Annotated in this window: 17 protein-coding genes; 6 read left to right on the forward strand and 11 right to left on the reverse strand. The window is 57.9% G+C overall.

Features of this window, described 5'->3' with window-relative positions; all coding sequences use genetic code 11:
* Window positions 1-135: 135 nt before the first annotated feature.
* A complete protein-coding gene (gene glpD / locus GOW16_RS07165) occupies window positions 136-1,728 on the forward strand; it encodes a glycerol-3-phosphate dehydrogenase (protein WP_170412454.1) in 1,593 nt (530 codons plus the stop codon).
* A gap of 46 nt (window positions 1,729-1,774) precedes the next feature.
* On the opposite strand, the gene GOW16_RS07170 is transcribed toward glpD, so the two are convergent.
* The 3 genes from GOW16_RS07170 to metG all read right to left on the reverse strand — a co-directional run bounded on the left by GOW16_RS07170 (window position 1,775) and on the right by metG (window position 8,077).
* Window positions 1,775-4,912 (reverse strand): efflux RND transporter permease subunit, encoded by a 3,138-nt coding sequence (locus GOW16_RS07170; protein ID WP_170412457.1) that lies wholly within the window; start codon window positions 4,910-4,912, stop codon window positions 1,775-1,777.
* Between the two features lie 3 nt (window positions 4,913-4,915).
* Complete coding sequence (locus tag GOW16_RS07175; protein ID WP_438826266.1) at window positions 4,916-6,010, reverse strand: efflux RND transporter periplasmic adaptor subunit; 1,095 nt, start codon at window positions 6,008-6,010, stop codon at window positions 4,916-4,918.
* Between the two features lie 348 nt (window positions 6,011-6,358).
* Complete coding sequence (metG, locus tag GOW16_RS07180; protein ID WP_170412463.1) at window positions 6,359-8,077, reverse strand: methionine--tRNA ligase; 1,719 nt, start codon at window positions 8,075-8,077, stop codon at window positions 6,359-6,361.
* A gap of 256 nt (window positions 8,078-8,333) precedes the next feature.
* Between metG and GOW16_RS07185 the strand changes: the two genes are divergently transcribed.
* Complete coding sequence (locus GOW16_RS07185) at window positions 8,334-9,050, forward strand: OB-fold-containig protein (protein ID WP_170412466.1); 717 nt, start codon at window positions 8,334-8,336, stop codon at window positions 9,048-9,050.
* A 34-nt stretch (window positions 9,051-9,084) separates the two neighbouring features.
* Window positions 9,085-10,755 (forward strand): flotillin family protein, encoded by a 1,671-nt coding sequence (locus tag GOW16_RS07190; protein WP_170412469.1) that lies wholly within the window; start codon window positions 9,085-9,087, stop codon window positions 10,753-10,755.
* 29 nt (window positions 10,756-10,784) lie between these two features.
* On the opposite strand, the gene GOW16_RS07195 is transcribed toward GOW16_RS07190, so the two are convergent.
* The 7 genes from GOW16_RS07195 to GOW16_RS07225 form a co-directional block, all read right to left on the reverse strand.
* Complete coding sequence (locus GOW16_RS07195; protein WP_170412472.1) at window positions 10,785-12,008, reverse strand: MFS transporter; 1,224 nt, start codon at window positions 12,006-12,008, stop codon at window positions 10,785-10,787.
* Window positions 12,009-12,088: 80 nt separating this feature from the next.
* A complete protein-coding gene (locus tag GOW16_RS07200; RefSeq protein ID WP_170412475.1) occupies window positions 12,089-12,685 on the reverse strand; it encodes a YceI family protein in 597 nt (198 codons plus the stop codon).
* Window positions 12,682-13,902: an MFS transporter gene (locus tag GOW16_RS07205; RefSeq protein WP_170412477.1), complete on the reverse strand. Its 1,221-nt coding sequence runs from the start codon at window positions 13,900-13,902 to the stop codon at window positions 12,682-12,684. The genes GOW16_RS07200 and GOW16_RS07205 overlap by 4 nt, the downstream gene beginning before the upstream one ends.
* Before the next feature lie 62 nt (window positions 13,903-13,964).
* Entirely contained in the window at window positions 13,965-14,585 is a 621-nt protein-coding gene (locus GOW16_RS07210; RefSeq protein ID WP_170412480.1) for an ImuA family protein, read from the reverse strand.
* Between the two features lie 60 nt (window positions 14,586-14,645).
* Window positions 14,646-15,227, reverse strand: coding sequence for a retropepsin-like aspartic protease family protein (locus GOW16_RS07215; protein WP_170412483.1), 582 nt, complete (start codon window positions 15,225-15,227; stop codon window positions 14,646-14,648).
* A 39-nt stretch (window positions 15,228-15,266) separates the two neighbouring features.
* The gene (locus tag GOW16_RS07220; protein ID WP_170412487.1) at window positions 15,267-15,887 is read right to left on the reverse strand and encodes a MarC family protein; all 621 of its coding nucleotides are present in this window, start codon (window positions 15,885-15,887) and stop codon (window positions 15,267-15,269) included.
* On the reverse strand, window positions 15,884-17,737 hold the full coding sequence (locus GOW16_RS07225; protein WP_170412490.1) for an ABC-F family ATP-binding cassette domain-containing protein: 1,854 nt from the start codon (window positions 17,735-17,737) through the stop codon (window positions 15,884-15,886). The genes GOW16_RS07220 and GOW16_RS07225 overlap by 4 nt, the downstream gene beginning before the upstream one ends.
* A 108-nt stretch (window positions 17,738-17,845) precedes the next feature.
* Between GOW16_RS07225 and GOW16_RS07230 the strand changes: the two genes are divergently transcribed.
* Complete coding sequence (locus GOW16_RS07230; protein ID WP_170412493.1) at window positions 17,846-19,048, forward strand: multidrug effflux MFS transporter; 1,203 nt, start codon at window positions 17,846-17,848, stop codon at window positions 19,046-19,048.
* A gap of 114 nt (window positions 19,049-19,162) precedes the next feature.
* Complete coding sequence (gene ndk, locus GOW16_RS07235) at window positions 19,163-19,585, forward strand: nucleoside-diphosphate kinase (RefSeq protein WP_008757405.1); 423 nt, start codon at window positions 19,163-19,165, stop codon at window positions 19,583-19,585.
* Window positions 19,586-19,641: 56 nt separating this feature from the next.
* Here the strand turns inward: ndk and GOW16_RS07240 are convergent, their stop codons facing one another.
* Complete coding sequence (locus GOW16_RS07240) at window positions 19,642-19,989, reverse strand: TfoX/Sxy family protein (RefSeq protein WP_170412495.1); 348 nt, start codon at window positions 19,987-19,989, stop codon at window positions 19,642-19,644.
* Window positions 19,990-20,150: 161 nt separating this feature from the next.
* Here GOW16_RS07240 and GOW16_RS07245 point away from each other — a divergent pair, with 161 nt between their 5' ends.
* Window positions 20,151-21,665 carry a CHAD domain-containing protein gene (locus GOW16_RS07245; RefSeq protein WP_170412499.1) on the forward strand — a complete coding sequence of 505 codons (1,515 nt, stop codon included), beginning with the start codon at window positions 20,151-20,153 and terminating at the stop codon, window positions 21,663-21,665.
* The last annotated feature ends 2 nt before the right edge of the window (window positions 21,666-21,667 follow it).

A 21,667-nucleotide genomic window follows, 5' to 3' on the forward strand; every position in this document is an offset into this window, starting at 1 on the left:
GTTTCGTTGGGCGGGACGTAACAAACATCTTCGTATATAGCTGAAAAGCGAAAAAAAACGAATATAAGCGTTGACGAAACGCGCTTCTGTCGGGTTAATGACCTCGGTTTTTCCAACAAAGAGAATCATCCGGACATGGAACGGAACACGGGTAAGGTCACGGACCTTTTCATCATTGGCGGCGGGATCAATGGGTGCGGGATCGCGCGCGATGCATCCGGGCGCGGGTTGTCCGTGACATTGGCCGAGATGAACGATCTTGCGTCGGCAACGTCATCGGCGTCGACCAAGCTGTTTCATGGCGGCTTGCGGTATCTGGAGTATTTCGAATTCCGTCTGGTGCGCGAGGCGCTGATCGAACGAGAAACACTGTTGCGGGCAATGCCGCACATCAGCTGGCCGATGCGCTTTGTTCTGCCGTATCACAAAGATATGCGGTTCGATTCTGAAACGCCCACCTCGCGACTGCTCAGCACAGTTATGCCGTGGATGCGGGGACGACGTCCGGCGTGGCTGATCCGTTTGGGTTTGTTCCTGTATGACAATCTGGGTGGGCGTAAAATCCTGCCGGGGACAAGCTCACTGGATCTGCGAAGCGCGCCTGAAGGCGGGCCGCTGCAGGACAAGTTTCACACAGCCTACGAATATTCCGACTGCTGGATCGAGGATTCCCGGCTGGTGGTGCTGAACGCCCGCGATGCTGAGGCACGTGGGGCGAATATTCTGGTACGGACCGAAGTTCTGGCGGCCAAACGTGTTGATGATCTGTGGGAGATCACCATGCGCGATAAGCAGAGCGGCGAAACGCATGTGGTGCAGGCCAAAATGCTGATCAACGCTGGGGGGCCTTGGGTTGGTGATATCATCCAGACCAAAATCCACATCAACTCTCGTGAAGGTGTGCGACTGGTGCGAGGCAGCCATATCGTGACACCCAAGCTTTACGATCATGACAAATGCTATTTCTTTCAGGGTGAAGATGGCCGCATCATTTTCGCCATTCCGTATGAGCGCGACTTTACGCTGATCGGCACAACAGACCAGGATCACCCGGACCCCGCAGAACCCCCGACCTGTACCGAGGCAGAGCAGGATTATCTGTGCGCATTTGCCTCGAAGTACTTCCAAAAACCGGTCACGCGCGATGACATCGTGTGGACCTATTCCGGGGTACGCCCGCTGTATGACGACGGGGCCAGCAGCGCCACTGCAGCGACGCGCGATTATACGCTGAAAGTTGACGCGCAAGGTGGGGCGCCTGTGCTGAATGTCTTTGGCGGCAAAATCACCACCTATCGGCGTCTTGCCGAAAGTGCGATGGGCAAAGTGGCCGAGCATTTCCCCGATCTTCCCGGTCCCTGGACGGCGGGCGTTTCTCTTCCAGGCGGGGATTTTCCTGTAGACGGTGTGCAGGATTTGGTGGGCGCGCTTCTGGTCGACTACGTGTTTCTGGATCGCGTCTGGGCCGAGCGTCTGGTTCGGGCTTATGGCACTGAGGCCAAAACAATTTTGGGTAACGCCAAGTCTGCATCGGACCTGGGCGAGGACTTTGGCGCGACGCTGACCGCGCGGGAACTGGCGTGGCTGATGGACAAAGAATACGCGCGCACGGCCGAGGATGTCGTCTGGCGCAGAAACAAGATGGGCTTGCGGCTAAGTGTCGATCAAATCGCGCGAATACAGGGCTGGATGGATCAATACCAAACGCCCGCCGCAGCGACTGCCTGAGCTGATGAAAAAAGCCCCGCCGGATTGGCGGGGCTTTTGATTTGGATCACGCAGCCTCTTCCGATGGGCCTGGATCATCTTTGGTGCCCTTGATCCATTCCCGGAACCCCTGCAGCAGGGCATAGAGAACCGGCACGACGATTACACCGACCAATGTGGCTGCCAGCATCCCACCAAACACGGCGACACCGATCGCTTTTTGGCTGGCGGCACCCGCGCCGCTGGCCGCCAAAAGCGGAACAACACCCAGCAGGAAGGACAAAGCCGTCATCATCACCGCACGGAAACGCTGATAGGCGGCTTCGGCGGCGGCATCTTTGACCGACAGACCCTTGGCACGTTGCTCCATCGCGAACTCAACGATCAGAATGCCGTTCTTCGAGGCCAACCCCACAAGCATGATCATCCCGATCTGCGTATAAAGGTTGATGTCACTACCCACGATGGCCACAGCCGCCACCGCCCCGAACAAGGCGACGATCACCGATAGCAGGATCGACACCGGCAAGGTCCAGCTTTCGTATTGCCCAACAAGGAACAGGTAGCCGAACAGGATCGCAAGCCCGAGGATGACGACCACAAGACCGCCGGTTGCCAATTGCTGCTGCGCAGTCCCGGTCCACTCAAATGCATACCCAGGGGGCAGGGCGGTTGTGGATTCCTCCGTCATGACGGTGATCGCGTCACCAGTGGAAAGCCCCGGGGCCGGAACCGCCGTTACGGTTGCCGAACGGAACAGGTTATGGCGTTTCAGCAAGACCGGACCCAGTACGTTTTCGACGTCGATGAGAGTACCCAGAGGCACCATCTCACCCTTGGTCGATCGCACATACAGGTTCGCGATATCCTCGACATTGTCACGGTAAGAACCGTCGGCCTGGATCATCACGCGATAGACCCGACCAAAGAGGTTGAAGTCGTTCACATAGTACGACCCCAACTGAGCCTGCATTGTCTGGAAAACCTCGGCCACCGAGACTTGCAGAGTTTTGGCCTTTTCACGGTCCAAATCCACGAACAGCTGAGGAACGTTGGCGCGGAAGGTGGTATAGGCCTGACCGATTTCAGGCCGTTGGTTGGCCGCGTAGACGAACGAACCAACTGCTGACGCCAGATCCTGAGGCGTGCCGCCTCCGGTCTGCTGCACCTCCATCTCGACGCCGGCCGAGTTGCCCAGGCCCTGAATGGGTGGTGGGTTGAACGCGATTATCGACGCAGCGGTTTCACCGTAGGCAATCGCCAGAACTTTCTGCAAGATTGCATCAGCGCTCAGGTCATCTTCCTTCCGTTCGTCCCAATTGTCGAGGTTCACAAAGATCGCGGCACCATTTGTCGAGGTTCCGTTGAGGATCGAGAATCCGTTGATCAGAACTGTGCTGGCGACGCCCGGAATTTGCTGAATTTGCGCATCAACACGTTCCGTGACCGCTTCGGTCCGTTCCAACGTCGCAGCATCTGGCAGTTGCACGTCCACAAAAAGGTATCCGTTGTCCTCAAGCGGAAGGAAGCCGCTGGATGTATTGGACATGATCGTGCCCGTGCCCATGGCCAGCGCAACGATGATGCCCAGACCAACGACAGGCAGAATTAGCAGCTTGCGGACGATGGCGACATAGCCGGTGCGAACGGAACCGATGAAGTTTTCGAATACGGCCAACAACCCTTTGGGCGGGCCGGACCGTGCCTTCAACACCAGGCCACACAACGCAGGCGACAGCGTCAACGCGTTGATCGACGAGATTACCACAGCGGTCGAAATTGTCACAGCGAACTGTGAATATAGCCGTCCAGAGATTCCGGGCATAAACGTAACCGGAACGAAGACTGCCAACAGAACCAGAGTGGTTGCAATCACCGGACCGGTGATCTGCCCCATGGCCTTGCGCGTTGCCTCGGCAGGTGGAAGACCTTCGTCTGCGATGATGCGTTCGACGTTTTCAACCACAACAATCGCGTCATCCACCACGATCCCGATGGCCAACACCAGCGCGAACAATGAGATCGTGTTTAGCGACATGCCAAAAAGCAGCAGGAACGCGAAAGTCCCGATCAGCGACACTGGGATCGCAACCGCCGGAATGATTGTCGCGCGCCAGCTTCCAAGGAAGACGAACACGACCGAAATCACCAGAATAAAGGTCAGGATCAAGGTCGAGACCACATCGTTCAGAGACTGTTCTACGAAATCCGTGGTGTTGAAGGGAATGGCGTATTCCACATCTGTCGGGAAGGTGCGGGACAATCTCTCAAGTTCGGCTTCGACGCGCTCCGATACGGCCAGCGCGTTTGCACCGGGTGCCTGATAGATACCGATGACGGTGGCCGGGACACTGTCAAAATAGCCCGAGGCCGCATAGTATTGTGCACCCAGCTCGACCCGCGCGATGTCCTTGACCCGCACGATTGAACCGGCATCCCCGGTCCGGATGACAATATCGCCGAACTCGGCGGCAGAAGTCAGACGCCCTTTGGTTTTGATCGTGTATTGAAATGTCTGACCTTCGGGGACCGGAGGCGCGCCGATGGAACCGGCCGAAACTTCTGCGTTTTGTTCCCGAATGGCATTGATCACGTCACCCGGCGTGATCGACAGGGCGGCCATCTGGTCCGGGTCCATCCAGATACGCATGGCGTATTCCAGATTGGTCAGAACGTCCGCTTTGCCTACACCCTGAACACGTGCCAGCGCGTCTTTCAGGTTGATCGAGGCGTAGTTGGACAGAAAGACACTGTCATACGTCTCGTTCGGCGAGGTCAGCGTCACGAGCAACAGCATGTTGGTGGATGCTTTTTGAGTGACCACACCAGACGAGGTCACTTCGGCGGGCAGGGATGACATGGCCTGCGCCACGCGGTTCTGCACGTTGACCGACGCGATATCCGGGTCGGTCCCAACTTCGAACGTGACGTTGAGCGAATAGGACCCGTTATCTGCCGAGGTCGACGTCATGTAGATCATGTCGTCCACACCATTGACCTGCGCCTCGATCGGGGCAGCGACGGTATTTTCCACGGTTTCGGCATTGGCGCCGGTGTAGGTGGTCGTCACACTGACCACCGGCGGTGTAATGTCCGGGAACTGGGCGACCGGCAGAACCAAATAGCCGATACCGCCCATGATCGTCAGGACAAGCGAAATAACAAGGGCCAGCTTGGGCCGACTAATGAACAGGGCTGAGAACATCCGTTATTCTCCCGGCTGTTCAGAGGCGACAACGGCATCCACCGCAACGCCCGGGCGAACCCTTTGCAAACCCTCGACGATCACACTTTCGCCTTCGCGAAGCCCGTCCAGAACGATTATTGCCGTGCCGACCACGTCGCCGGTTGTGATATAGCGCTGTTCGACCATTTGCTTATCATTCACCACCAGAACAAACTCGCCACGCTGGTCACGTTGTAATGCGGCCTGAGGGACCAGCACTTGAAGGGTGGGCTCAAGCGCTTCGATCTGAACGCTCAGGAATTGGCCGTCGATGATAAACCGGTCCGCGTTGGGGAACTCGGCGCGCATGGTGATCGCACCTGTCAGCGGGTCGATGCGGTTGTCGACAAAAACAATCTCGCCTGTTTCATCCAGCTTGGTTCCGTTGGGCAAGGTCAGGTGCACATTCGGGCTTTTGTTGCTTTCAGCCAGCGAGGCCGCGCTCTCTCCGTATTGCTCGAGGACCGAGGTGAATTGTTTTTCGTTCAGCGAGAAGTTCACGTAAATCGGGGATTCACTGACCAGATTGACGAGCGGGGGATTGGTCGGCCCCACAACGTCGCCGACACTGGTTGCCACGCGCCCAATCCGCCCGTCAAACGGTGCGTGGATTTCGGTATAGCTCAGATCCAGTTCGGCCTGCTGAATGGCAGCATTTGCGGCTTTCACCTCGGCTTCGGCTACCAGTTCGTTGGCGCGGGCGGTGTCACGCTCGGCTTCCGGCGTCGCATCGCGTTGATAAAGCTCTTCCTTTCGGGCCAGATCGATCTTGGCCAGTTCCAGATTGGCCTCAGCCCGTTCGAGATCGGCTTTGCGGGCCTCGACGTTGGCTTCGTAAAGGTCGGGCTCGATTGTGAACAGCAGGTCGTCTTTTTTGACCAGTGCGCCGTCTTCTACATCCTGAGTTTCAAGAAATCCGTTCACGCGGGCAACAATGTCGACCTTGTTGATGGCCTCGGCGCGCCCGATGAACACGGCCTGATCTGTGATTTCCTCGGTATAGGCCGCTGCAATCGACACTTTTGGCGGCGGCGCGTCGCCTTGATCCTGTGCCAGTGCCGCGTACGAGACGCCCATGCTGGTCAGCGCCGCGATGGCCAGGACCGCACCTCTGTGTCGAAAAAGGGAGTTCTTTAATGCAGGGGACATGGCGGGCGCCTCGTTATACCTAAGAATATTGCGACGGGGCAGCACTGATGCCCCGACGAGTCGTACTGATTTCGTGGCAGGATGGCCGTTTTGGAACTTTATCTCAAGCTTCTTGAATGCGTTGGTCAGTTGACCGACCCGGAAAATATCCCGGTTTCAGGCAGGTTTACGCCGTGATCCCATAGGATTGGGGCGGCAAAGCCTGTGATTATGCCCCGCTTGAAACGAAAACGGAGGCCATTTGGCCTCCGTAAATTTTGAGTCGCGATCTGGAGTTTAGTCGCGCAGTCCAGAGAACCTGGATTGCCAGTCCTCGCGCTGTTCGTCCGTGATTTTGGCAAACAGAACGTCCGGCACGGTAAACGCGTGACCGGCGGGCAGGGCGTTCAGCGCGGCCGCGACATCGTCGGGCCAGTTCGTGTCCGACGTGTTCATTGCGCTCAACATTTTGGCCGTGGTTTCAGGAATAAACGGCGCGCTGAGTACAGCATAAAGGCGGATCAGATTCAGGCCCAGACGCACCTGCGCAGCAGCTTGTTCCGGATCTTCCTTGAACGTCGACCAGGGAGCGGCGGCCTGCAGGTATTCATTGCCCGCAACCCAGATTGCGCGCAGTTCTTGCGCAGACTTGCGAACCTCCATCGCCTCCATATGCCCCTCATAGGCCCGGACGCGTTTGGTGAGTTCATCGATCAGCGCCTGCTCGCGGTCGCCATAGGAACCGCCCTCGGGCACGGCTTCGCCGAATTTCGAGCGGCAGAACTTAGTGATCCGGCTGACAAAGTTCCCCAGAACATCTGCAAGGTCTTTGTTCACCGACTGCTGGAAGTTTTCCCAGGTGAATTCGCTGTCGCTGCTTTCCGGCGCATGGCTCAGCAGCCACCAGCGCCAGAAGTCGGCAGGCAGGATGTCCAGCGCCTGATCCATGAATACGCCACGGCCTTGCGAAGTCGAGAACTGACCGCCGTCATAGTTCAGGTAGTTGAACGATTTCAGGTGATCGACCATCTTCCACGGCTCGCCCGACCCAAGAATGGTCGCGGGGAAGCTCAGCGTGTGAAAAGGCACGTTGTCCTTGCCCATGAACTGAACATAGCGCACATCATCCGCGCCCTTGTCAGTGCGCCACCAGCGCTCCCAATCAGCATCGGTCTTGCCGTTTGCGTCGGCCCATTCCTTGGCGCAGGCGATATATTCTATGGGCGCATCGAACCAGACGTAGAAAACCTTGCCCTCCATGCCCGGCCAGTCCTGATCGCCCTTCTTGACCGGAACACCCCAGTCCAGATCGCGGGTGATGCCGCGATCCTGCAACCCGTCGCCGTCATGCAGCCATTTCTTGGCAATAGAGGTGGTCAGGATCGGCCAGTCTTTCTTACTGTCGATCCACGCGTCCAGCTGATCCTTCATCGCCGACTGACGCAGATACAGGTGCTTGGTCTCGCGCACTTCCAGATCGGTCGATCCGGAAATGGCCGAGCGCGGCTCGATCAGGTCGGTCGGATCCAGCTGCTTGGTGCAGTTCTCACACTGATCCCCTCGCGCGCGTTCATAGCCGCAGTTGGGACAGGTCCCTTCGATATATCGATCGGGAAGAAAGCGGCCGTCTGCGTTGGAATAGACCTGTTTTTCCGTGACTTCGCGGATCAACTCGGCCTCGTCCAGCTTTCCGGCGAAATGCTGGGTCAGTTTTTTGTTCTGCTCGCTGGAGGAACGGCCAAAGTGATCGAAACTAAGGCCAAACCGCTTGGCGATGTCTGCCTGAACGCCATACATTTCGGCGCAATACTCGGCTACAGGTTTGCCGGCTTTGGCGGCCGCCAGTTCAGCCGGAGTGCCGTGTTCGTCTGTGGCGCACAGGAACATGACTTCGTTCCCCCGGCCACGCAGATAGCGCGCGTACAGATCAGCCGGCAATTGCGAGCCGATCAGGTTGCCGAGGTGCTTGATCCCGTTGATGTAAGGGATCGCCGAAGTGATGAGAATCCGAGCCATGTTCCGTTTCCGCGTAACTGTCTGCGCGCCCGTCTACATTATGTTACGGGTCAGCAAAACCCCGGCTTTTGTCGGGATGTCATTTTAGGCACGGCTGGCTGGGAAAATCGACTTGAGTTGCAGCTGTAGATTGCGCGCCTTTCAATGTCTGCAATACCCATGGGTTGTAAATTAGAATCACAACCTCTTGAATTTCCGCAATGACTTCCCATCTAGTGTGTATACCAAAGTATACAATAACGAGGGCAAACAACTGATGTTCGACTTTCTGCTCGAGGGTGCTTTTGTACCCTTTACCTTGGCGCTTGCGCTTCTGTTCGGCCTGCTTGGGCTGGAACTGATCGCGTTGGTCCTTGGGGCAAGCCTGATGACGGGCGAGGGCGAGGTCGATCTGGACGTTGTTGACGCCCCGGATCTTGATGTCGGCGATTTTGATCTGGATATCGATGCCGATGTCGATCTAGGTGACTTTGAGTTGGCCGAGGTTGAGGTGGACGCGCCGGGCGCGGCCCCTGCGGGACCCTTGGCGTGGCTTGGGATCGGCAAAGTGCCGTTCATGATTTGGCTGGTCGTTCTGCTGGCGGGCTTTGGTCTGTCCGGTATGGGCCTGCAGTTGGCGCTGCGTGATCTGGTGGGCTTTGACCTGCCGGCCTGGGTGGCCGCGATCCCTGCCGGAGCCTTTGGCCTTTGGTTTGCACGTGGCTTTGGCGGTGTCTTCGCCCGCCTGCTGCCCAAGACCGAAACCGAAGCGACGTCAGAACGGATGCTCGCCCGCCGCCGTGGCGTGATCACTCAGGGCACTGCTTCGCGTGGACGCCCGGCTGAGGTGCGCGTCTTGGATCGCTTCGGCAACACCCACTACCTGCGCGCTGAGCCGTTGCAGGATAAGGACGCGCTGAAACAAGGCACCGATGTGCTTGTGCTGCGCGACCGACGGCGCGACCGGTTCGTTCTGGTCGGCTTGTCTGAATAACCAAATTTTCTAACCCCATCACGGAGGATTTTGCATGGAACTTCCATTCCTAGCCGTCACAGTTGTGACTATTTTAGCGGTGCTTTTGTTTATCGGCCTTGTTCTGGGTCGTCTCTATCGGCGTGCAACCCGAGAGATCAGCCTGGTGAAAACCGGTGCTGGCGGCAAGAAAGTCATCATGGATGGAGGCGTAATCATCGTGCCGCTGCTGCACGAGGTGAGCCCGGTCAACATGAAGACCCTGCGCCTTGAAGTGCAGCGCAGCGGCGAGGCTGCTCTGATCACCAAGGACCGAATGCGTGTGGACGTGGGCGTCGAGTTCTACGTCTCGGTCATGGCGACCGAAGAGGGCATCGCACGCGCCGCGCAAACTCTGGGCGACCGGACATTCGATGTCGAGCAATTGCGCGAGATGATCGAAGGTAAGCTGATCGACGGTCTGCGTGCTGTGGCCGCTCAGATGACCATGGACGGTCTGCACGAAAACCGCGCTGACTTTGTGCAAGAAGTGCAGAATGCGGTGTCCGAGGACCTGCTGAAAAACGGTCTGTCGCTGGAATCCGTCTCGCTGACGGCGCTGGACCAGACTCCGTTTGAAGCGCTGGACGAGAACAACGCCTTTAACGCCGTCGGTATGCGCAAACTGGCTGAGGTCATCGCGACCTCCAAGAAAGAGCGTGCGCAGATTGATGCGGATGCTGAAGTCGAGGTACGTCGTGCGGCGATGGAAGCCCAGCGTCAGAAGCTGTTGATCGAAAAGGATGAAGAGCAGGCACGCATCGAACAAGCTCAGCAAGTTGAAACCCTGCGTGTGGCGCAAGAGGCCGAGATTGCCGCGCGAACCGAAGACTCGGTGCGTGAAACAGAACGCGCCCGGATTGCACGGGAAGAAGCGATCCGTTCGGCGGACATTGAGCGTGAGCGCAAAATCCGTGAGGCGGAGATTTCGAAAGAGCGTGAACTGGAAGTGGCCGAACAGGAACGCCAGATTATCATCGCGCAGAAATCCGAAGAGGAAAGCCGCGCACGTGCATCTGCCGATCTGGCCCGTGCCGAGGCAACCAAGGCGACCGAAGCTGTTGCGACCGCTCAGAAGGTGGCTGAAGCCGAGCGTATTAAGCAGATCGCTTTGATCGAAGCCACGCGTGAAGCTGAGCGTCAGGCAACCGCGATCCGCCTGGCTGCGCAGGCTGACAAAGAGGCCGCTGCGGACCGTGCCGAAGCCCGCCGTGAAGAGGCTCAGGCTGAAGCAGACGCCCTGAACATTCGCGCCGAGGCCAAGAAGAACGACATGCTGGCTGAAGCCGAAGGTAAGCGTGCGATCGTCGAGGCGGACAATGCGCTGTCAGTCGACCAGATCCGCATGAAGGTTGATCTGGCACGGATCGAGACCATGCCGTCGATCATCTCGGAAATGGTGAAACCTGCTGAGAAGATCGACTCGATCAAGATCCATCAGGTTGGTGGTATCGGTGGCACCAATGGCGGTACTGCGTCGAATGGTGACAAGCCGGTGGTCAATCAGGCGCTTGACTCGATCATGGGAATGGCGGTGCAGATGCCGGCGCTCAAGAAGCTGGGCGAAGAGCTTGGCCTGTCGATGGAAAACGGCGTCGGCGGTGTCGTCAACGGCGCGCTGGATTCTACGGTCGAACCCATCGAAAAGGGCGGTGTAATCGAGGAAGAACAGCAGACAGAGCACTAATAAAAGGGCCGGGATTTTCCCGGCCCTTTTTATTGCCGTTCGCGCGACCGTTTCAGCAAACGACCAATGGTGAAAGACGTGCGCGGCGCATAGACATAATTTGTCCGTTCTTCCGGCGTTGGACGGGACCGCATCCGGGCGAGGCCAAAGACGATCAGGAACACATGTCCCAGCGCGACAAAGGCGAACAGGGCTCCGGGGCCGTATTGCTGTATCAACGTCGAAGAGATGTAGGGCGAGGCAATCGCGCCCAAGGCATACCAGAACATCAGGGCGGCTGATAACTCGACCCGTTGTTCGGTCGTGGCAAAGTCATTCGCGTGGGCAGAAGACACCGAAAAGATCGGGAAGGTTGTGAACCCAAAAATCCCGGCGGCAAGCATCACGCCGACCGTTCCTATCCCACTGGCGGCCATCGTAACACCGCAACTCAGAACAGCCGCGACGGACAACCAGATCAACACCCAGCGCCGGTCGTACTTGTCCGCAAGCCAGCCCATTGGGTACTGAGCAAGCGCGCCGCCCAGAACGAAAGAGGCCAGAAAGAAAGCAATCTGGTCCACGGCCAGACCAACCTCCTGCCCATAGACAGGACCGACCATTCGGAAGGACGCCGAACTTAGTGCGGCGACGATCACCCCGGCAACGGCCAGCGGCGAGCTGCGCCAAGCCAGTTTCGGACGTAGCCGTGGGGCGTCCGGTGTCTTGGGCTGGCTGGCCCGCGTTAACGTCAGGGGCAAAAGTGAAGCGCAGCACAGAATGGCCAACAAGTTGTACGAAACGTAAGACGCGGGCGGCAAAACTGCGATGATCAGCTGCGCGCAAAGCGATGCCCCCATGTCGACAATGCGATAGGTGCCCATCGCCCGTCCGCGTGTTTCATTTGTGACTTTGGCGTTTAGCCAGGCCTCGATCACGGTGTAACTTCCGGCCACACATGTCCCGGATGCGATCCGTAGGGCTGCCCAGATATAGGGATTGTCCGTCAAGGTGTGTCCGATCAGCCCCATAGCCCCCAAAGCGGTGCAAACCGCGAAAGCGCGGGAATGGCCTATGGTGCCCATCAGTCGCGGGGCCCACCAGCAGCCAACAAAGAAACCTATGAAATGCGCAGATCCCAGCATACCGATCTGTTCGGTCGAAAACTCAAGCGTGATGCCCGAGATCGCATCCAATGGGCCAACGCCGCCCGTCGAGAGCTGCAGAAGAATGACAGAAAGAAACAGGGCGGCAAAAGAAATGATCGTGCGCATAGTGAGCCCAGCATTACCGCATCAGCCAGCGCTGCGCGTGATAATTCGACCTCTGCGCGTCGTTTTTTACCCTTTGATGGTCAGGTCCTGCGGATCAGCTCGGCCCGGATGTTCAGTGACACCATGTTGGCGACCAGTTCGGGATAGCCGGAGGCACCGAACTCGTGACGGTTCAATGCCCCGGACAGCCGAATCGACAATACGTTCAAATCGTCAGCCTTGGTTCCGGGTTTGCGGAACAGGTTGGCCTGGAGGGTCACCGGGCGGGTGACACCGCGAACTGTCAGATCACCGGTGATGGTCGCGCCTTCGGAGATGCGACCGGTGGGGCCAAGCTGTATCCGGGTAGATGTGAACGTGATGGTCGGAAAGTCCTGCGCGTTCAGCACGCTTTCGCTCAGCATCGGGCCGCGGGCAAAGGGCAGTCGGGTGCGTGCTGCGGCGACGTTCAGTACAACGGTGACTCGGCTGTCTTGCAACCGATCTGTATCGATCCGGATATCTGCCGACTGGATTGGCATTGTTCCCGACTGTGCGACCCCTGACAGTATGAAAGAAAAACCGACGGACGTCCCGGTCGGTGACAATGCATACTGGACCAAAGCGGCTTGTGTTGCCCGCGCCAGGGGCATTGCCACCAGACCCCCGATAAGAAAGCGCCGCGTCAGTAATCTCATGCTGGAACCTCTTGCCTGCGGGAGCGGGGGCGCGAGCGGCTGAGCAGGAACAGAAGAATGCCGATGTTCAGGCCGTTCCATAAGATGCCATTCACGAAAGCCAGTTGGTAATTTCCGGTGACGTCGTAAATCCAGCCGGACATCCATCCCCCCAGCGCCATGCCCATGATCGTCATCATCATGACAAACCCCACGCGCGCGCCGGCCTCCTTCGGGGGCATGTATTCGCGCACCACAAGTGCATAACCGGGTACAATGCCGCCTTGCGACAGGCCAAAAAGCAGGCTGATTAGGTAGAGCGAGACCATTCCGTCATACGGAAGGAACAGAAACAGTGCGAGACATTGCAGGACCGAGCCGATCAGGACCGTCAGAACGCCGCCCAGTTGATCGGCGACAAGACCCGAGATTATTCGACTGATCACACCTCCGAACAGCATTAGGGACAGCATCTCGGCACCAACGGTGGGTCCATAGCCCAGCCCGACGCAATAGGACACGATATGCACCTGAGGCATCGACATCGCGACACAGCACGAAATCCCTGCCAGCCCGAGGATGTATTGCAGCGCCCGGGGGGAAATGCCGACACTGCGCGCCTTGATTTGCGCGGCAGAGGCGGCGGTTGTGTGTGCTTCTGCCGGGACCTGCCGGCGTAAGAGCAGGGACAAGGGAATGACGACAAGCAGCGTCATGATTGCCAGCGTAAGGTAGACCTGCTGCCAGCCGTCGCGCTCAAGTATGCCCGACAGCAGTGTCGGCCAGATGGCCCCTGACAGGTAGTTTCCGCTTGCCACCAGTCCCACGGCAATCCCGCGCCGTTTCATGAACCAGTGTGAGATGTCGGCGATCAGCGGCCCAAAACCGATGGATGCCCCGAGGCCCAAAAAAAGATGCGCGATGGACAGCATTGCAATACTGGGAGCCCATGTCGCCAGCAGATAGCTGACCGCGCTGAGGGTTGCGGCGCCGATCAGAGCCTTGGTAACGCCCAGCCGGTCCACCAATTGCCCCATCCAAAAATTGCCAAGGGCGAACCCGATCATGGCCAATGTGTAAGGCATTGCGGCCTCGGCGCGTCCGGCCCCGAACTGGTCCTCAATGGCGGGCATCACGACGATGACGGCCCACATTCCCACATTTGCCACGGTTGCGATAATCAGGGTGATCGCAAGCCGCAGCCAGGAGTATCGACTATCGTGGATCGCGTGGCTCATCCCGAAACGCTAGGGCTCGGCCCTTGCTTTGACCAGTCACAAACCCCGTGAGAGGGGCATGATCACACGGGTGTGTCTTCTGTGGCGATCTGCTGCAGATGCAGACCGGCGCGCGGTTTGGTCTGTGTGGCGTGCCAACTGACCGGGGGCAGGGCGCGGGCGCGGCGGCGGGTCAGGGTCCAGCGCCGGGCCCCTGCGTGATGATCTGCGGCCATGTGCCAGCGCGTCTCGATCCCTTGTGCACCACCGTCACCGGGGGTCAGCAGCACCCCCAGCGGAGCACGCCCCATTGCGCCGCCCTGTTCCGCAGCCAGATGCATCCGCCGCACCGGCGTCAGCCCCGGCGCACCCGGTAGATCACCGATGACCAGCGGGATGGCCCCACTGCGCAGCGCCTCTTCCATGCACCACAATAGGTCTTCGGATCGGGTCGGGCGAACAAAGATGAACCGGGCGGGATCGGCAAAGGCCATCATGCCATCGGGGTTGAGCTGGCCGGGCTCCCATGCAGGTGTGATCCACAGCACCGGCCCCTGCGTCCGCCCCGCCAGCCACACGGCAAAACTGCGCCGGGCGGGGCCGCAGGCCTCGTGCACGCGGGCCAGTTGCAGTCTGATTTGCGGATGAAGATCTATCCCCGGCACTTCACGTGCGGGTTTGCGGCCAAGAAGGTGTGTAGACATGCTGTCAGATTAGCATGTTCTCATTTTGTTCTCAATTGTGGAATTGTGGCAGTTGACGTCTTAACGCGACAAAAGCAGACGACCGTTGGCGAACTGGATATTCGAAAACCGATGCAGATAGTCCATACCCAGCAAGGATTTGTCCAATTCCCCTTCGTTCACCCAGGCCGAAATGTTCTTGTCCGTGATTGGCCCCAATGCCAGCGTGTCCAGACGCACCGGCGCGGTCCGCACAACGCCATTGGCAGTGTTTGCCCGGCCGAAATAGTTCAACTGATCGGCGTCGATGCCAATACGTTCGGCATCCCGCGAGCTTAAAACAATCTGGCTTGCGCCGGTGTCGACCAGAAAGGTGATCGGTTCACCGTTCACCTCAAGGGGTAAATAATAGTGCCCGTCGGCGGCGCGCGGAACTTCTACGGTCTGGCCGGTGACAGTCATCTGCGGGGCCGGGCCTACGGTAGTGCGGATGTCTTCCCACAGCCCAACAACGGCGATGACGCCGATGAAGATGAAAACCCAGGCCATTGCCTGTTGCAGCGTTTTGTTCAGTGACTGGCGGTTTTGCGCGACAAACCACGCAACAACGGCCGTACCAAGCACTGCCAGATATACCAAACGTCCAACGCTGTCGCCGTCCATAGCGCTCCCCACTATATTCACTAAAGGGTATATGGGGATTTACGACGCAAAACCAAAGGCCTTTAAGCCATCCAGGATAAACTGAACGGACAACGCCGCCAGCAGCATCCCCAACAGCCGTGTCAGCACGTTCAGTCCGGTTTTGCCCAAAAGGCGTGCAATCAGGCCCCCGGACAGGAAGAAAGTCAAAACCACGGCCATGACTGCCAACATGACGATACAGGCCTCAACAATGCCCAGAATACCGGGATGTTGCCCGGCCAGCAGGATGATTGTCGCGATCGAGCCCGGCCCGGCCACCAACGGAATGGCCAGCGGAAACACTGATGGGTCGTGGTGATCTTCTTCCTCGACCCGGTCTTCGCGGCGTTTGGTGCGGCGCTCGAACAGCATGTCGAGCGCGGTCAAAAACAGCAGTGCACCGCCGGCGACCTTAAAGGCCTCCATCGAGATTCCAACAAAGCCCAGCACCGCTTCGCCAAAGGCGGCAAATGCGATCAGGATACCAGAGGCCGTGGCACAGGTGCGCAAAGCGACCTTGCGGCGCGCGCGGGCATCCATGTCCTGCGTCAATGCCACGAAGATCGGCGTTGTGCCAAACGGGTCGATCACCACGAACAGGGTGGTAAAGGCGGTGATGAAAAAGGCAAAATCCATCATGCGATATTCTCGGCGTTTTCAAGTCGTTCAGCGGCGGCGACCCACAGGGCCTCGGCTTTTTGCATGGCTTCGACGACCTCGGTAAATTTTCGGTTCCACGTTTCAAGATCGTTGATCTTGTCGTCCTCATAGAGCGCCGGATCCGCCAGTTTAGCTGACAGCTTGTCATGCATATCCGTCAGCTTTTCGATCCGGTCCTCGCATTTGCGAAGGTCCGCCCGCAAGGCCAGTACCGCCTCGCGCGAGGGACGCTTGGGCTTGGCCACTTGCTGTTTCGCTTTGACCGGTTTGTCGCGCGCCAGCAGCATGGTGCGATAGGCCTCGAGGTCTCCGTCGAAGGGTTTGACCGTCCCGTCCGAGACCAGCCACAGCCGATCCGCAACCAGTGACAAAAGGTGCATGTCGTGGCTGACCAGAACCACAGCGCCGGAATAGGCGGTCAACGCCTCGACCAGCGCTTCGCGGCTCTCGATATCCAGGTGGTTGGTCGGTTCGTCGAGGATTAACATATGTGGCGCGTCGATGGTCGCTAGCAGAAGGGATAACCGCGCTTTTTGACCGCCCGACAGGCGCCCAACGCGTGTTTCGGCTTGATCCGCGTTCAGCCCGAACCCGGCCAATCGCGACCGCCACTTGCCGGGCACTTCCTCCGGGCGCAGGCGCCGCAAGTGGTCCAGTGGTGTTTCGTCCACGTAAAGCTCATCCACCTGATGCTGGGCGAAATACCCAATTCGCAGCTTGTTGCTGCGGGTCATCTTGCCCGCCATCAGCGGCAGGCGGTCGGACAATAGCTTGGACAGGGTCGATTTGCCCTGACCGTTTTTGCCCAGCAACGCGATGCGGTCGTCCTGATCGATGCGCAGATTAAGGCGACGCAGAACTTCGGTGTCGCCATAGCCCGTCACGCCGCCTTCCAGATTAATGATCGGAGGAGACAGTTCCTCGGGTTCAGGAAAGGTGAAGGCTCGTAAGGCGGCTTCTTGCGGAGTTGAGACCAGTTGGATGCGCTCGATCATCTTCAAGCGGGATTGGGCCTGTACGGCTTTCGAGGCTTTGGCGCGAAAACGATCCACAAAGCTCTGCAGATGCGCGATGCGGGCCTTGGCCTTAGCATTCTCCGATTCCGCCTGTGCCAGCCGCTCGGCGCGACGTTCGGCGAATTTGTCGTAGGGCACCGCGTAATAGGTCAGCTTGCGGTCTTCCAGATGCAGGATCGAGCCCACCGCGCGGTTCAACAGCCCACGGTCGTGGCTGATGATAATGACAGTGTGCGGGTACTTGGCCAGATAACTTTCCAGCCACAGCGCGCCTTCCAGGTCCAGATAGTTGGTCGGTTCGTCCAGCAGCAGCAGATCGGGCTGCGAAAAGAGCACCGCCGCCAGCGCCACGCGCATCCGCCAACCGCCCGAGAAATCCGAACAGGGACGCAACTGGTCTTCGTCATCGAACCCCAGGCCCTTGAGGATCGAGGCCGCGCGCGCCTCGGCCGACCATGCGTCGATATCAGCCAGACGAGTTTGGATTTCTGCAATCCGGGCAGGGTCAGTGGCGCTGTCGGCCTCGGCCATCAACGCGCTGCGTTCGGCATCCGCAGCCAGTACGGTATTGATCAACGAGATATCAGAGGACGGAACCTCCTGCGCCACTCCACCAATACGGGCTCGTTTCGGCAGCACGATATTACCCGATTCCAAAGCCAGTTCGCCCCGGATCAGCCGGAACAGGGTGGTTTTCCCCGTGCCGTTCCGCCCCACAAGACCGACCTTATGCCCATCGGGAATAGTTGCACTGGCCCCGTCGAACAGGGGGCGGCCTTCAACCGCATAGGTTATTTCTTCGATCCGTAGCATGACGCGCTCTTAGCAGAGCCTTATTGCCGCCGCCAGCAGGTTGATATTTTCAACATCCGGGCAATCTGTTAGCGCTGATCCGGTTAGACTTTCTCGTCGGTTTTCATCATGCGCGCGGCTCAGACGCCTCCATCTTTGGTCACTTTGATCTTCGCCACGGCGTTGTCGGTGCTGTCGTTGAACATGTTCCTGCCGTCGCTTGCGCGGATGGCCGAGGGATTTCAGGTCGATTACGGCCTGATTAATCTGTCCGTCGCCGGGTATCTGGCGGTGTCCGCCGTTTTGCAGCTGATCGTAGGGCCATTGTCGGACAGGTTTGGTCGCAGGCCGATCTTATTGATTTGTATGAGCATTTTCGCTGTTGCCTCGGTCGGTTGCGTACTGGCCGAGTCGATCGGGACGTTCCTTGGCTTCCGTTTGCTGCAAGCAGCGGTGGTGGCTGGACCCGTGCTGTCCAGTGCCTCGATCCGAGATATCTATGCCCCGAACGAGGCCGCCAGCAAATTGGGTTACGTCGCAATGGCAATGGCATTGGCGCCAATGCTTGGCCCGATGCTGGGTGGTGCTCTGGATATGCTGTTTGGCTGGCGCGCCGGGTTCGTTCTGTACTCGGTGCTGGGGGCGGGAATGCTGGCACTGTTATGGGCAGATTTGGGTGAAACGAATACGAACCGGTCCGCTACATTCTCGGCCCAGTTGAAAGAGTATCCACACCTGTTTCGCGCGCGTCGGTTCTGGGGCTACGCGCTGTGTGCCGCGTTCTCGATCGGTGGTTTTTTCAGCTTCATAACAGGTGCGCCTCTGGTTGCCGCGGTCTGGTTCGACCTGAGCCCAGCCATGCTGGGGCTGGGGATCGGAATTATCACCGGCGGTTTCATGGTGGGCAACTTCATCACCGGGCGCATCGCGGCCAGAACACAATTGACGACCATGATCCTGATCGGCCGGATCATTGCGTCAGCCGGGCCATTCTTCGGTTTGCTGCTTTTCCTGACGGAAATGGGGTCAGTCTGGGTGTTCTTTGGTTCGGCTATTTTCGTGGGTTTCGGGAACGGCCTGACCAACGCCAACGCGTCGGCAGGGGTAATGTCGGTGTGCCCCAAGCTGGCGGGCAGCGCGGCAGGTTTGTCCGGGGCTATGATCGTGGCCTTGGGAGCGATCATCACTTCGATGACGGGCGCATTTGTCAGCCCCGAAAACGGGCCGTATCTGGTGCTTGGAATGATGTTTGCCAGCAGCTTTATCGGTCTGCTCGCCGTACTTTACGTCCGCAGGGTCGATGCGTCGGAACCGCTGCCTGACACAATCTGACCGCCAAAACCCACAGGCGCAATCATTCCACTTTTCATGAGGCACATACCATGTTAGGCGGCGCGCGATGGATTTCGGCGCGGACCCCGCGCCATATAGTAAGGAGAGGCCGACATGGCACTGGAACGCACATTCTCGATCATCAAACCCGATGCAACCCGCCGCAACCTGACTGGCAAAATCAACGCCAAGTTCGAAGAAGCGGGCCTGCGCATCGTTGCGCAAAAGCGCATCCACATGACTAAAGCTCAGGCTGGCAAATTCTATGACGTGCACGCCGAGCGTCCGTTCTATGACGAACTGTGCGAATTCATGTCGTCGGCACCGGTCGTTGTTCAGGTTCTGGAAGGCGAAGGCGCCATTGCAAAGAACCGCGAAGTCATGGGCGCAACCAACCCTGCAGACGCAGCACCCGGCACCATCCGCGCCGAGTTTGCTGAGTCGGTTGGCGAAAACTCGGTCCACGGTTCTGACGCTCCGGAAACTGCTGCGGTCGAAATCGCATACTTCTTCTCGGGCATCGAACTGGTCGGCTAAACCGCCGTCAAACAAAGTTCAGGGCCGCATCCCAACCGGGTGCGGCCTTTTTCGTTTCAAATCTGTTTGAGATCTTTCGGCGCAATCCGAACACCGATTGCGTCCAGGTCAGAAATCATCTGGGTTTCCGGCGCAGCGCTAACGCTGGATTTTATTGCGTCGAACTTTTCGCGCAGGGCCTTCTTTTCTTCGCCCTTGCAGTCGTTCCAGGGGCGCCCCTGCAAACCCATCACCAATACATAGTATCCGATGAAATGCGGCCGGGTGCCCGCTTGCAATAGCCGTGCATAGGCCTCATCCGCCCCCAAATCGCGCAATTCCTGCGCGGAATGAATGCCCGCACGGGCGCAGGATTGCTCAAAGGCCGGGCCGAGATTTCGGATTGATGAAACAGGTTCAGTCATACCCCCGTCTTATCCAAATGCCCAACCAGAGTCATTCGGTGTTCGAGCGATATCTGATGCTCGGGTCATTGCTTCTGATCAGCAGAGTTAGTCGTTGATCGGTTTGGAAGAATATGAATTCATGATGAGGTATTGAATACTCCGCGAAAGGGACGTTCTTAATGGTTCGGGTCAAAAGCAATTTTGTTATCCCGGGTGTTTTCGATGAAGCGGGTTTTGCGAAAGTCCTAAAGAAAAGGATTCCACGGTTAGACGCCGCTGAACCCCAAGCGCGATTTGATATTCTGGATAGTCACGATCAGTCCCTCAGGGCTTCTGGCAAGGCGTTGATTCAGATTGATGGGACTTTGATCTTGCTGCACGGTCCCCGAGCCGAAACCCAGTATTGCCAGGGTAACGGCAAGTTCGTGAAGGACTTGCCTGATGGCCCCGTCAAGGCTGGCCTTATGGGCTTTCCCAAGTTGCGCGCGTTGATGACTGTCGGGGCAGGTCGGGTTGAACGCCGTGCGTTTGCCATTTTGGACAACCTGCAGAAGACACAGGTACGCGGTACGATGAAGTTGATGTCCTCGGAGCAGGGACAGGTAACGGTCTTAACGGTTCAACACATGCGGGGGTATGACCGAGCGTACAAGGCAGTCTGTGAAAAGCTAACACAAATCGAGGCGCGTAATGGCAAGGCTGAGCCTGTGTTTGACGGGTTGTTTCCAGATGCGATCATTTACAAGGCCAAGCCCGAAATCTGCATTGGCAAACAAGAGCCGTCAATCGAAGTCGCCAGAGACATCATTCGCACCTACCTGACAGTCGCACGCCAGAATGAGGCCGGAGTGATCGCCGATATCGACACCGAATTTCTGCATGACTACCGCGTATCAATGCGCCGTGTTCGATCTGTGATAAGTCTGTTCAAAGGCGTTTTCTCGCCCGAACAAACTGCTGCTTTTAAAGGCGAGTTTTCGGATTTGATGGCCCCCACGGGTTCTATGCGTGACCTGGATGTCTACTTGTTGGAAAAAGACAATTATTTCAACTTGATACCACCTAACCTTCACCACGGCGCCAGGGCCATGTTTGCGCAATTTGAAAAAGATCGCGCTCAGGCGTTTGAGCGCTTGTCCCGGCGGTTTCGAACGCAGGCTTATGACAAGCAGATGAAAGAGGTGACTGAACTATTCGCAGACCCGAGTGGCATGCAGCCTGGCCCGAATGCAGATCGACCTGCCTATGAATATGCGTGTTCTCTGATCTGGAAACGATACCGCAAAACCTGCAAACTTGCGCGAAGCATCACACCGGACACGCCTGACGAAACTGTGCATAAGCTGCGGATCGACTGCAAAAAACTGCGATATCTTATGGAGTTCTTTGCACTGCTTTTCGACCGAAAAGCATTCAAAACGATCATCAAGCCTTTGAAAAGGCTTCAGGATAATCTGGGCTTGTTCAATGACTTTTCAGTCCAACAGGACGCGTTGCTGAAAATGATCGAACTCCACAGCAACACACATGGTCGCACTGACGCGCAATTGGCCTTGTCGGTGGGCGGTCTGATTGCGGTTCTGGATCAACGCCAAAAGGCGGAACGTGATCGAGTGGTCGCAAATTTCAAACATTTTGACAGCCCGGACATCCGGCATCTGTTCCGCAGTTTGTTTCACCAAAAGGAGGACTGAGG

This window comes from Ruegeria atlantica, assembly GCF_013033965.1.
GTDB lineage: Bacteria > Pseudomonadota > Alphaproteobacteria > Rhodobacterales > Rhodobacteraceae > Ruegeria > Ruegeria atlantica_D.

Excerpts from the sequence above, each read along its gene's own strand:
- glpD (WP_170412454.1), top strand. The coding sequence starts at position 136 with ATGGAACGGAACACGGGTAAGGTCACGGACCTTTTCATCATTGGCGGC.
- GOW16_RS07170 (WP_170412457.1), bottom strand. The coding sequence starts at position 4,912 with ATGTTCTCAGCCCTGTTCATTAGTCGGCCCAAGCTGGCCCTTGTTATT.
- GOW16_RS07175 (WP_438826266.1), bottom strand. The coding sequence starts at position 6,010 with ATGGGCGTCTCGTACGCGGCACTGGCACAGGATCAAGGCGACGCGCCG.
- metG (WP_170412463.1), bottom strand. The coding sequence starts at position 8,077 with ATGGCTCGGATTCTCATCACTTCGGCGATCCCTTACATCAACGGGATC.
- GOW16_RS07185 (WP_170412466.1), top strand. The coding sequence starts at position 8,334 with ATGTTCGACTTTCTGCTCGAGGGTGCTTTTGTACCCTTTACCTTGGCG.
- GOW16_RS07190 (WP_170412469.1), top strand. The coding sequence starts at position 9,085 with ATGGAACTTCCATTCCTAGCCGTCACAGTTGTGACTATTTTAGCGGTG.
- GOW16_RS07195 (WP_170412472.1), bottom strand. The coding sequence starts at position 12,008 with ATGCGCACGATCATTTCTTTTGCCGCCCTGTTTCTTTCTGTCATTCTT.
- GOW16_RS07200 (WP_170412475.1), bottom strand. The coding sequence starts at position 12,685 with ATGAGATTACTGACGCGGCGCTTTCTTATCGGGGGTCTGGTGGCAATG.
- GOW16_RS07205 (WP_170412477.1), bottom strand. The coding sequence starts at position 13,902 with ATGAGCCACGCGATCCACGATAGTCGATACTCCTGGCTGCGGCTTGCG.
- GOW16_RS07210 (WP_170412480.1), bottom strand. The coding sequence starts at position 14,585 with ATGTCTACACACCTTCTTGGCCGCAAACCCGCACGTGAAGTGCCGGGG.
- GOW16_RS07215 (WP_170412483.1), bottom strand. The coding sequence starts at position 15,227 with ATGGACGGCGACAGCGTTGGACGTTTGGTATATCTGGCAGTGCTTGGT.
- GOW16_RS07220 (WP_170412487.1), bottom strand. The coding sequence starts at position 15,887 with ATGATGGATTTTGCCTTTTTCATCACCGCCTTTACCACCCTGTTCGTG.
- GOW16_RS07225 (WP_170412490.1), bottom strand. The coding sequence starts at position 17,737 with ATGCTACGGATCGAAGAAATAACCTATGCGGTTGAAGGCCGCCCCCTG.
- GOW16_RS07230 (WP_170412493.1), top strand. The coding sequence starts at position 17,846 with ATGCGCGCGGCTCAGACGCCTCCATCTTTGGTCACTTTGATCTTCGCC.
- ndk (WP_008757405.1), top strand. The coding sequence starts at position 19,163 with ATGGCACTGGAACGCACATTCTCGATCATCAAACCCGATGCAACCCGC.
- GOW16_RS07240 (WP_170412495.1), bottom strand. The coding sequence starts at position 19,989 with ATGACTGAACCTGTTTCATCAATCCGAAATCTCGGCCCGGCCTTTGAG.
- GOW16_RS07245 (WP_170412499.1), top strand. The coding sequence starts at position 20,151 with ATGGTTCGGGTCAAAAGCAATTTTGTTATCCCGGGTGTTTTCGATGAA.